This is a genomic window from Acinetobacter sp. ANC 3781, from assembly GCF_004331285.1.
GTDB lineage: Bacteria > Pseudomonadota > Gammaproteobacteria > Pseudomonadales > Moraxellaceae > Acinetobacter.
In genome coordinates, this window is record NZ_SJOH01000001.1 from 311,855 (window position 1) to 322,816 (window position 10,962).

The 10,962-nt window shown below is 42.9% G+C and carries 7 protein-coding genes and 1 pseudogene; 6 read left to right on the forward strand and 2 right to left on the reverse strand.

Features of this window, described 5'->3' with window-relative positions; genetic code table 11:
* The first annotated feature begins 6 nt into the window (after window positions 1-6).
* The 4 genes from E0H89_RS01630 to E0H89_RS01645 all read left to right on the forward strand — a co-directional run bounded on the left by E0H89_RS01630 (window position 7) and on the right by E0H89_RS01645 (window position 5,549).
* The gene (locus E0H89_RS01630) at window positions 7-3,189 is read left to right on the forward strand and encodes an efflux RND transporter permease subunit (RefSeq protein ID WP_131213985.1); all 3,183 of its coding nucleotides are present in this window, start codon (window positions 7-9) and stop codon (window positions 3,187-3,189) included.
* Window positions 3,189-4,649: a multidrug efflux RND transporter AdeIJK outer membrane channel subunit AdeK gene (gene adeK / locus E0H89_RS01635; RefSeq protein ID WP_131214036.1), complete on the forward strand. Its 1,461-nt coding sequence runs from the start codon at window positions 3,189-3,191 to the stop codon at window positions 4,647-4,649. The genes E0H89_RS01630 and adeK overlap by 1 nt, the downstream gene beginning before the upstream one ends.
* Window positions 4,650-4,754: 105 nt before the next feature.
* Window positions 4,755-5,111, forward strand: a complete 357-nt coding sequence (locus tag E0H89_RS01640; protein ID WP_131213987.1) for a YbjQ family protein — start codon at window positions 4,755-4,757, stop codon at window positions 5,109-5,111.
* Window positions 5,112-5,114: 3 nt separating this feature from the next.
* Window positions 5,115-5,549, forward strand: coding sequence for a YbjQ family protein (locus E0H89_RS01645; protein ID WP_131213989.1), 435 nt, complete (start codon window positions 5,115-5,117; stop codon window positions 5,547-5,549).
* Between the two features lie 405 nt (window positions 5,550-5,954).
* Here the strand turns inward: E0H89_RS01645 and E0H89_RS01650 are convergent, their stop codons facing one another.
* The gene (locus E0H89_RS01650) at window positions 5,955-6,761 is read right to left on the reverse strand and encodes an SDR family oxidoreductase (RefSeq protein WP_131213991.1); all 807 of its coding nucleotides are present in this window, start codon (window positions 6,759-6,761) and stop codon (window positions 5,955-5,957) included.
* Window positions 6,762-6,807: 46 nt separating this feature from the next.
* Window positions 6,808-7,488: a hypothetical protein gene (locus tag E0H89_RS01655; RefSeq protein ID WP_131213993.1), complete on the reverse strand. Its 681-nt coding sequence runs from the start codon at window positions 7,486-7,488 to the stop codon at window positions 6,808-6,810.
* A gap of 185 nt (window positions 7,489-7,673) precedes the next feature.
* On the opposite strand from E0H89_RS01655, the gene E0H89_RS01660 reads away from it, so the two are divergent.
* Both E0H89_RS01660 and E0H89_RS01665 read left to right on the forward strand, forming a co-directional pair.
* Window positions 7,674-10,565 carry a valine--tRNA ligase gene (locus E0H89_RS01660; protein ID WP_131213995.1) on the forward strand — a complete coding sequence of 964 codons (2,892 nt, stop codon included), beginning with the start codon at window positions 7,674-7,676 and terminating at the stop codon, window positions 10,563-10,565.
* Between the two features lie 62 nt (window positions 10,566-10,627).
* Window positions 10,628-10,962: pseudogene (locus tag E0H89_RS01665) on the forward strand (hypothetical protein); the annotation flags it as partial.

Genomic DNA, 10,962 nt, shown 5'->3' on the forward strand with positions numbered 1-10,962 from the left:
GACTAAATGGCTCACTTTTTTATTCATCGCCCGATCTTTGCATGGGTGATTGCATTGGTGATTATGCTGGCGGGTATTTTAACCATCAGCAAAATGCCGATCGCACAATATCCGACCATTGCTCCGCCAACGGTTAGCATTTCTGCAACATATCCAGGTGCATCTGCGGAAACTGTAGAAAATACAGTGACCCAAATCATCGAGCAGCAAATGAATGGCCTTGATGGTTTGCGCTATATTTCTTCAAATAGTGCCGGTAATGGTCAAGCATCCATTTCATTGAACTTTGAACAAGGGATCGATCCGGATATCGCTCAGGTTCAGGTACAGAACAAATTACAGTCGGCGACTGCATTACTTCCTGAAGATGTACAGCGTCAGGGACTTCGAGTCACCAAGTCTGGTGCAAGCTTCTTGCAGGTATTAGCTTTCTATTCACCTAATGGCGAATTGACCGATGCCGACATTAAAGACTATGTGAACTCGAATATTTCTGAACCACTTAGCCGCGTTGCCGGTGTCGGTGAAGTTCAGGTCTTTGGTGGTTCATATGCAATGCGTATTTGGCTTGATCCTGCCAAACTAGCCAGCTACCAGCTTTCTCCAAGTGATGTCGTTGCTGCCTTACGTACCCAAAATGCACAAGTTGCAGTGGGACAATTGGGTGGTGCTCCTGCCGTTGCAGGTCAAGTTTTAAATGCGACCGTAAATGCGCAAAGCTTATTACAAACAGTAGATCAGTTCCGCGGAATTTATCTAAAGAGTGCTGGAACTGGGGCGAAAGTCACTTTGGGTGATGTTGCCAAAGTTGAATTAGGCTCGGACAACTATCAGTTTACCTCTAAATTTAATGGCAAGCCTGCGGGTGGTGTAGCGATTAAACTGGCCACTGGTGCAAATGCATTAGATACAGCAACTGCTGTAGAAGAACGTTTAGTACAGTTACGTAAAAATTATCCAACTGGTTTAAAAGATCAGCTGGCGTTTGATACAACCCCATTTATCAAACTTTCAATTGAAAGTGTAGTTCACACTTTAATTGAAGCAATCATCCTTGTGTTCCTGGTAATGTTCCTGTTCTTGCAGAACTGGCGCGCAACCATTATTCCAACCATGGCAGTGCCTGTGGTGGTCTTGGGTACATTCGCGATTATCAACTTGTTTGGCTTCTCAATTAACACCCTCACGATGTTTGCCATGGTTCTTGCCATTGGTCTACTGGTCGATGATGCGATTGTAGTAGTCGAAAACGTTGAACGTATTATGGCGGAAGAACACCTGGAACCTGTTGAAGCGACTGAAAAGTCGATGAGTCAGATCTCGGGTGCACTGGTTGGTATTACCACAGTATTGTCTGCAGTATTCGTCCCAATGGCGTTCTTTAGCGGAACCACCGGGGTGATTTACCGCCAGTTCTCGATTACGCTGGTTACCGCAATGGTTCTGTCACTGATTGTGGCATTAACATTCACCCCCGCACTGTGTGCGACCTTATTAAAGCAGCATGATAAGAACAAAGAGCAAAGCAATGGTTTCTTTGCCCGCTTCTTCCGTGGGTTTAATAGTCGTTTCGACCGTATGGCGCAAGGCTATCAAAACTGGGTCGGAAAGCTGCTGATTCATAAAATCATTGCGGGTGCGATTTATACGGTAGTGATTGTCGGTCTATTGTTCTTGTTCAAGAGCCTGCCAAGTTCATTCTTACCGGATGAAGACCAAGGTGTGGTGATGACGCTGGTTCAGCTTCCACCAAATGCCACGCTTGACCGTACTGAAAAAGTTATTGATCAAATGACTGGCTTCTTTCTGGAAGGTGAAAAAGCCAATGTCGATTCGGTATTCAGTGTCGCTGGTTTCTCATTTACCGGGGTCGGTCAAAATGCCGGTCTTGCATTTATTAAACTGAAAGACTGGGAAGAACGTACCACTAAAGAATCTACTGTGGGTGCCATTATTCAACGTGGTATGGCGCTTAACGTGATTGCTAAAGATGCCTCTTATGTCATGCCTTTACAGCTTCCTGCAATGCCTGAACTGGGTGTTTCTGCAGGCTTTAACTTGATGTTGAAAGATGCTGCGGGTAATGGTCATGAGAAAATGCTGACTGCGCGTAACATGATCTTGGGTATGGCTGCACAAGATAAACGTCTTGCTGGTGTCCGTCCAAATGGTCAGGAAGATACGCCACAGTACAAGATCTATGTCGATAATGAAAAAGCCAGCGCTATGGGCGTCAGCATTGCAGAAATCAACAGCACCATGAGTATTGCATGGGGTGGTTCATATATTAATGACTTTATCGACCGTGGTCGTGTAAAGAAAGTTTATGTACAGGCCATTCCTGATGCACGAATGATGCCGGAAGATCTCAACAAATGGTATGTACGTAGTACCACAGGTCAAATGGTGCCGTTTTCATCCTTTGCGACCGGTGAATGGACTTATGGTTCACCACGTTTAGAGCGTTATAACGGTATTTCATCAGTCAACATTCAGGGTACGCCTGCTCCGGGTGTCAGCTCGGGTGATGCCATGGCTGCCATGGAAGAAATCATCGCCAAACTGCCTGAAATGGGTATGAACGGTTTTGACTATGAATGGACAGGTTTATCTTTGGAAGAACGTGAATCTGGCTCTCAGACCTTTGGGCTATACGCACTTTCAATGTTAATCGTGTTCCTGTGCCTTGCAGCACTATATGAGAGCTGGTCTATTCCATTCTCGGTTATGCTGGTAATTCCGTTGGGGATTGTGGGTGCAGTAGGTTTAACATTCTTAGGTATGGTGCTGCTGAAAGATCCAAACCTGTCGAATAATATTTACTTCCAGGTGGCGATTATTGCCGTGATTGGTTTGGCAGCAAAAAATGCGATCTTGATTGTAGAATTCGCCAAGGAACTGCAAGAAGATAAAGGGGAGCCTTTACTTGAAGCAACCCTTCATGCAGCAAAAATGCGTTTACGTCCAATTATCATGACTACCCTAGCCTTCGGTTTTGGTGTACTTCCTCTTGCTCTTTCTTCGGGTGCAGGCGCAGGCAGCCAGCACTCTGTCGGCTATGGTGTACTGGGCGGCGTAATCAGTTCGACTCTACTGGGTATTTTCTTTATTCCTGTGTTCTATGTCTGGATTCGAAGTATCTTTAAATTTAAACCTAAAAAACCAAATAATCAGGAGCAAACATCGTGATGCAAAAGGTATGGTCTGTTACAGGTCGTAGCATTGCGGTATCTGCACTTGCGCTTGCTTTGACAGCGTGTCAAAGCATGCGTGGGCCAGAGCCCGTGGCTCAAGCCAATATTCCAGAACAAGGTTATTTAACCAGCAACTCTGGTCCTTCTATTGCTGAACAGGGTTATAAGGACTTTTTTGCCGATCAGCGTCTATTACAGGTGCTCGATCTGGCATTAGCCAATAACCGTGATTTACGTACCTCGACATTAAATATTCAACGTGCGCAGCAACAGTATCAAATCACTCAAAACAATCAGCTTCCAACCATTGGTGCCAGCGGTAGTGTGCTGCGTCAAGATACGCTCAATACCAATGGTGCAATGACCAGTTACAATGTGGGTCTGGGCGTAACTGCCTATGAGCTGGATTTTTGGGGTCGTGTCCGTAGCTTAAAAGACAATGCTTTAGATACTTATCTAGCCACTTCAAGTGCACGTGATGCTACTCAAATTGCGCTTATAGGTCAGGTGGCTCAAGCCTGGTTGAACTATTCGTTTGCCAATGCAAATTTAAAACTTGCAGACCAAACCTTAAAAGCTCAACTTGAATCTTATAATCTCAACAAAAAACGTTTCGATGTTGGAATCGACAGTGAAGTTCCTGTTCGTCAGGCACAGATTTCTGTAGAAACTGCACGTAATGATGTTGCCAATTACAAGACTCAAATTGCGCAAGCACAAAATTTGCTTAACTTGCTTGTAGGTCAACAGGTTCCTGCAAACTTGTTACCAACTCAACGTGTGACACGTATTAGCAAAAGCAATGCCTTTAGTGCCGGTTTACCAAGTGACTTGCTAAATAACCGTCCTGATGTCCGTGCTGCCGAATATCAACTTTCTGCAGCGGGTGCCAATATTGCTGCAGCTAAAGCACGCTTGTTCCCGACCATCAGTTTGATGGGTAATGCAGGCTATGCTTCAACCAGCTTAAGTGACTTGTTTAAATCTGGTGGATTTGTCTGGTCAATTGGTCCAAGTATTGATCTTCCAATCTTCGATTGGGGCACACGCAAAGCCAATATCAAGATTTCAGAAACAGATCAGCAAATTGCATTATCTGACTATGAAAAATCGATTCAGTCCGCTTTCCGCGAAGTGAATGATGCTTTGGCTGTTCGCCAAAATATTGGTGACCGCTTGGCAGCACAACGCCGTTTAGTTGATGCTACTAATACCACCTACCGACTTTCTAATGCCCGCTTCCGCGCGGGTATTGACAGTTACTTGACGGTACTGGATGCGCAACGTGCGTCTTATGCTGCTGAACAAGGTTTATTGTTGCTTGAACAAGCCAACATGAATAACCAGGTGGAAGTCTATAAAACACTCGGTGGTGGTATTAAAGCCAACACCGGTGATGCCCTTCAACAAGCGCCATCTACTGCTGAACGTAAAGCTGCAAACAGCGCTAGATAATTTTTAAGCGTTGTAAAAAAGCCTGCACTCTGCAGGCTTTTTTATTGCTTTTTAAAGCATGATTTCCTATCTTCACTACAACCTCCCTTATTTGAATACCAAAAAATGCTTTTAAGTAATTTAGAATCTGTTCCGGGACATACCATTATCCGTCAAATTGATGTGGTCTATGGCAGTACGGTGCGTAGCAAACACGTTGGACGCGACCTGCTGGCTGGCTTAAAAAATATAGTCGGCGGCGAACTGACGGCGTATACCGAATTGCTTGAAGAATCACGTCAGGAAGCCATGAGCCGCATGATTGAAAAAGCAAAATCAATCGGTGCGAACGCTGTAGTGGGTATCCGATTTTCGACCTCAAATATTGCTCAAGGGGCTTCTGAACTGTTTGTATATGGCACTGCAGTCGTGGTTGAAGCAAATGCACAACACTTACCTGATCCCTTCCCGACTCAAGGCTAAGCTATGGATGCCTTGATATTAAAAATTGTTATCTTTGTGATTTTATTTGCCATAGGCTGGGGCTTCGGTCGCCATACCGAAAGAAAGCATTTAAATGAACTGAAGCAACAAGAACATCGGCTAGCCTATATCACTCTGGATAACAGTCGCTTTAAGACCTCACCTCATCACGGGCAATTGGTGAGTAGCAATGTGGTCATCTCACATGATTACTTCAAATATGTGACTGCCAATATTCAGAACTTTTTCGGTGGGCGTTTAACCAGTTATGAAAGTGTGGTTGAACGTGCTCGACGTGAAGCGATTGTGCGTTTAAAACTGGAAGCAGAAAAGATGGGCGCGTCTCATATTATGGGCCTGCGATTGAGTACCACTGAACTGGGCATGCAAGGCGGGATAGTGGAAGTGTTTGCTTATGGAACGGCGATACAGAGTTAATAACTCTATTTGAATCCATTGCTCAGTATTGATATTCATCTACAAAACTTTTGGAAAATTAATACTGAGTTCCGTCAAATTTAAGTCTGAAGTTTTTCCGGGATAATTTAAAGTTTAGCTTTTATAATTTCCCCGACTCCCTGTCCTTTTATGATGCTTTATTTAACTGCATAACTGAATGTCTTAGTAGCGATTCGTTTTTTACTTTGCATCACTTTTTTATTTTGCATCATGTATACAGAATTCCTTTCATCCATCTGTGCCTTAAGGATTAGCTAAAGCTGAGTTGTAAAATGAAAAAGAGCTTAGACATGCACTCCATAAGAAGAATCTTTTTTCATCATTAAAGTACATGCTCAACTCAAATTTGGCTTAAAGTAAGTCTGCCTAGCTTTAAGAAAACGGTTACTTCACCTTCATCTTACGGATCATTTTATAAAGGAGGGGTGGCGACAAACGCGAAACTAAAACGCCGAGTTTCTCTTTAGTACCACCAACGACAATATATTCTTCATCATTCAACAGAGACTTGACTACAGTTTTAGCAAATTCCTCAGGTTGCAAGCCATTTTCAATTGCTTCATCTTGATGACCTTGGGCTTTGCCTTCGCCATTTAAAGCGTTGAAAGACACATTGGTTTTGACAAAGCCGGGGAAAATAACCGAAACCGCCACCCCATCATTAGCCACTTCTGCTCTTAGGCTGTTTGCCCACATATGAATCGCGGCTTTTGCTGCTGAATAGCTTGCGCGGTATTGCGTACCCAATAAACCTGCAACACTGGATACAAAGGCAATTCGACCTGATTTTTGCTTTAAGAAAGTCGGTAAAACGGTTTTAGTGAGGAACACTTGAGAGAAATAATCCACTTCCATAATTGCACGTTCAGTTTGCATGGTGGTATCGCCAATTAAGGCACGCTGACTGAGTCCAGCATTATTAATTAACCAGTCAATACGTCCTTTCTCATTTAAAACCTGTTCATAAGCATGACGAACTTGAGTTTCATCAGTAATATCGGCACTGATACAAATATGTCGATCTGGACTAACTAAACTTTGACGAACATTTTCCAGTTCATCCATACGACGAGCGGTGAGTACAACCTGTGCACCCTGTAAGGCACATTCTTGTGCAAGTGCCTTACCCAAACCTGAAGATGCACCGGTAATCCATACCACCTTATTGTCTAAACTGTCCTGCTGCGCCATATTGCTGTCCCTCATGCTACTTATAGATTGATAATGTATTGATATCTTAATGAATTGATCTGTTATTAGTATTTTCCTCGTGATTTAAAAACATCAGAAAATGATCAAAATAACGATGCGTCAGTTGCGAATCGTAGTGGGTACCCAGCCTTTCTAAACGCTTATAACCCATCTGTGTAGTCAAATGAATCACGCCATTTAAGGTTTTATCGACCACCAAATTGAATTTTAATATGTTTTTAGGTTCACGAACCAGACTGGTCACCCCTTGATCGACCAACTGGGTAAATGCCTTTAAGCCTGGCGAAACATAATGGGTATTGCCCTGTTTCATTTGCTCTACACATTCCAGCAGCTCAACCACCAAGACATGATCGACGCTATAGGAAATATAATTTTGACCATTTTTCTCATAGGCCTTATCTTTTAGATAATTTACCATCGGGACCAAGCGATCATTGCCAAAGAATGAAACCGACCAGGGCATATATTTACGTACGGTCTCTAAAATTTGTTGGACCATCTTTTCGGATTCTCGATCAACCGAAGTCGATAACCGTGCAATTTCCCCAAACACCTGATCGACAATTTCACAGGAAATATCAGCCAAAACCTCGCCTAAAGGTTTGGCTAAACTCTGGCTTTCACCTTGGTTCAATTGCTGATGAATCTGCTGAAAGCGCTGATGGGTTTCCCGGGTTAATTTTAAAGAAATAAAATAGCTCATACCGATAATGTCCTTTTTAGAATTGTTCTGCGACCATTCGCGCTGTTTTTATTCAACTCTTATCATAAGATCTTATTCAGTGTATGCCAATTGCATAAAGTTTGCATTTGGCGAAGCTGCCTCATTCGGTAATTTTTTTGCTACAATAGTCCTAATTTTTCATTCACTTTTGATCTGTTCTGACTATGACTGATTCTGCGCAAAATATTGCTACGACATACGATCCTACCGAGATCGAGAAAAAATGGTACAAGACTTGGGAAGAAAACGGCTACTTTAAGCCGTCTGAAAAAGGCGACTCTTTCTGTATCATGATTCCGCCGCCAAACGTCACTGGTAACTTGCACATGGGTCATGGTTTTAACAATGCCATTATGGATGCCTTGACCCGTTATAACCGTATGTCAGGTAAAAATACCTTGTGGCAACCGGGAACGGACCATGCCGGTATCGCAACCCAAATGGTGGTAGAACGTCAATTGGCTGCACAAGACATCAGCCGTCATGACTTGGGTCGTGAAAAGTTCATTGAAAAAGTCTGGGAATGGAAAGAACAGTCTGGTGGCAACATTACCAATCAGATTCGCCGTTTAGGTTCATCGGTAGACTGGTCACGTGAACGCTTCACCATGGATGATGGTTTATCCAATGCAGTGAAAGAGGTATTCGTACGTTTGCATAAAGAAGGCTTGATTTACCGCGGTAAACGCCTGGTGAACTGGGATCCTAAACTGCAAACTGCGCTGTCTGACCTTGAAGTTGAATCGATAGAAGAAAAAGGTTCACTCTGGCACTTTAAATATTTCTTTGAAGATAAAGACCTTCGCACCAAAGATGGCAACGACTTCCTTGTTGTAGCAACCACGCGTCCGGAAACCTTGCTCGGTGACTCGGCTGTTGCGGTACACCCTGAAGATGAACGTTATGCACATCTTGTCGGCAAGAATATTGTTCTGCCAATTTCAGGCCGTCTGGTTCCTGTGGTTGCCGATGAATATGTCGAAAAAGATTTCGGTACAGGCTGCGTAAAAATCACTCCTGCACATGACTTCAATGACTATGAAGTGGGTAAACGTTGCAACTTGCCAATCATCAACATCTTCAACAAAAATGCTGAAGTGTTGGCTGAGTTTGAATACATTGCCAAAGCGGGTGAACAAATTTCTAAAACCATTGCTGCACCTGCAGACTATATTGGTTTAGAGCGTTTTGCTGCACGTAAAAAACTGGTTGAACAAGCCGAAAGCGAGGGCTGGTTAGAACAAATTCAACCGTACGACTTGAAAGCACCTCGCGGTGACCGTTCAGGCGTCATCGTTGAACCACTTTTAACAGACCAATGGTATGTGAAAATTGCACCGCTTGCTGAGCCTGCAATTAAAGCGGTTAAAGATGGCGACATCAAATTCGTGCCTGAGCAATACAGCAACATGTACATGGCCTGGATGAACAACATTCAAGACTGGTGTATCTCACGTCAACTCTGGTGGGGTCACCGCATTCCGGCTTGGTACGATGTAGATGGCAACATTTATGTAGGTCGTTCTGAAGCGGAAGTGCGCGCGGAAAATGGCATTGCGGCGGATGTAGAACTGAAACAAGACGAAGACGTTTTGGATACCTGGTTCTCCTCTGGTCTTTGGACATTCTCAACTTTAGGTTGGACTGGCGATGCGAAAAAAGATGCTGAAAACTATTTCCTCAATACCTTCCATCCAACAGATGTATTGGTAACCGGTTTTGACATCATCTTCTTCTGGGTTGCCCGCATGATCATGATGACCATGCACTTCATGAAAAATGAAGATGGCACGCCACAAGTTCCGTTCAAAACTGTGTATGTACATGGTTTGGTACGTGATGGCGAAGGTCAGAAAATGTCTAAATCTAAAGGCAACGTGCTTGATCCTTTAGACCTGATTGACGGTGTAGATTTAGAAACGTTGGTACAAAAACGTACCACTGGTCTGATGAACCCGAAACAGGCAGCGAAGATTGAAAAATCAACCCGTAAAGAATTCCCGGAAGGCATTCAGGCTTACGGTACGGATGCGGTTCGTTTCACTTTCTGTGCGCTTGCCAACACCGGCCGTGACATCAAGTTCGACATGAAACGTGTTGAAGGCTACCGTAACTTCTGTAACAAAATCTGGAACGGTACACGTTTCGTTCTGATGAATGTGGAAGGTCAAACTGTAGGTCAAACTGCACGTCCAGATCTTTGGGAATTGCCTGAACAATGGATCATAAGCCGCCTGCAAAAAGCGGAACTTGCAGTTCAACAAGCCTTTGCAACCTATCGTTTAGACTTGGCTGCACAAGCGATTTATGAGTTCATTTGGAATGAATACTGTGACTGGTATGTCGAGCTGACCAAGCCTGTTCTGAACGATGAAAATGTGTCTGAAGAGCGTAAAGCTGAAGTTCGTCGTGTTCTTCTTGCGGTGATGGAAGCATCTTTACGTCTTGCACATCCAATCATGCCCTACTTGACTGAAGAAATTTGGCAAACTCTTGCGCCAATAATTGGTTTGGGCGGTGAAACCATTATGACTGCAGCTTACCCTGTTGCTGACCCAGCGAAAATCAATGACCAAGCTGAAGCTGATATGCATTGGCTACAAGGTTTGATTGGTGCAGTACGTAACATCCGTGGTGAAATGGGCTTGGGTAATGCGCGCTTACTTCCAGTATTGATGCAAAACATCACTGATGCTGAAGTGGCGCAAATTTCACGTATCGAGCCATTGTTTAAAGCATTGGCGAAAGTGGAAAGCATCACTTACTTGGCAGATGGCGAACAACCACCATTGTCGTCTTCATCCGTTGTGGGTCATGCCTCTGTATTTGTTCCAATGAAGGGCTTAATTGATCCTAAAGCGGAATTGGGTCGTTTGCAAAAAGACTTTGATAAAGTTCAAAAGCAACATGACCAAATTGCAGGAAAACTTTCAAATGAAGGTTTTGTGGCAAAAGCACCTGCTGCTGTGGTTGAAGGCGAGAAAGTAAAACTTGCTGAATTTGCTGACCAGTTAGCGAAGATTAAAGCGAATATGGATCAGATTGCAGCGCTTTAAGATGTTGTAATTTAAAAATTAAGATGTAATATAAAAGGCTGATTATTCAGCCTTTTATATTTATGAAGCTTATTAAAGCAATTATCATTAGAGATAAAATAATACCTTTAAACAATAAGAATCTCATTATTATTGGCAATAATGGCTCAGGAAAAACTTATATACTAGATAATATTTATAGTGAAATAAAAAAAATAGTAGCTGGAACAGACTATATTAAAAAAAATACATATTATAAAAGAGAGAAAATACTTGATGAGCTTGGTATTGCATTCAATAATTTCTCAGCTGTATTGGATCTAGATGAGAATGAAAAAAATAGATTTAAAGATTTATTAAATAATATTGAAATTTATAATACTCATGAGTTTTCATCAAAATTATACAATTTGAAAAK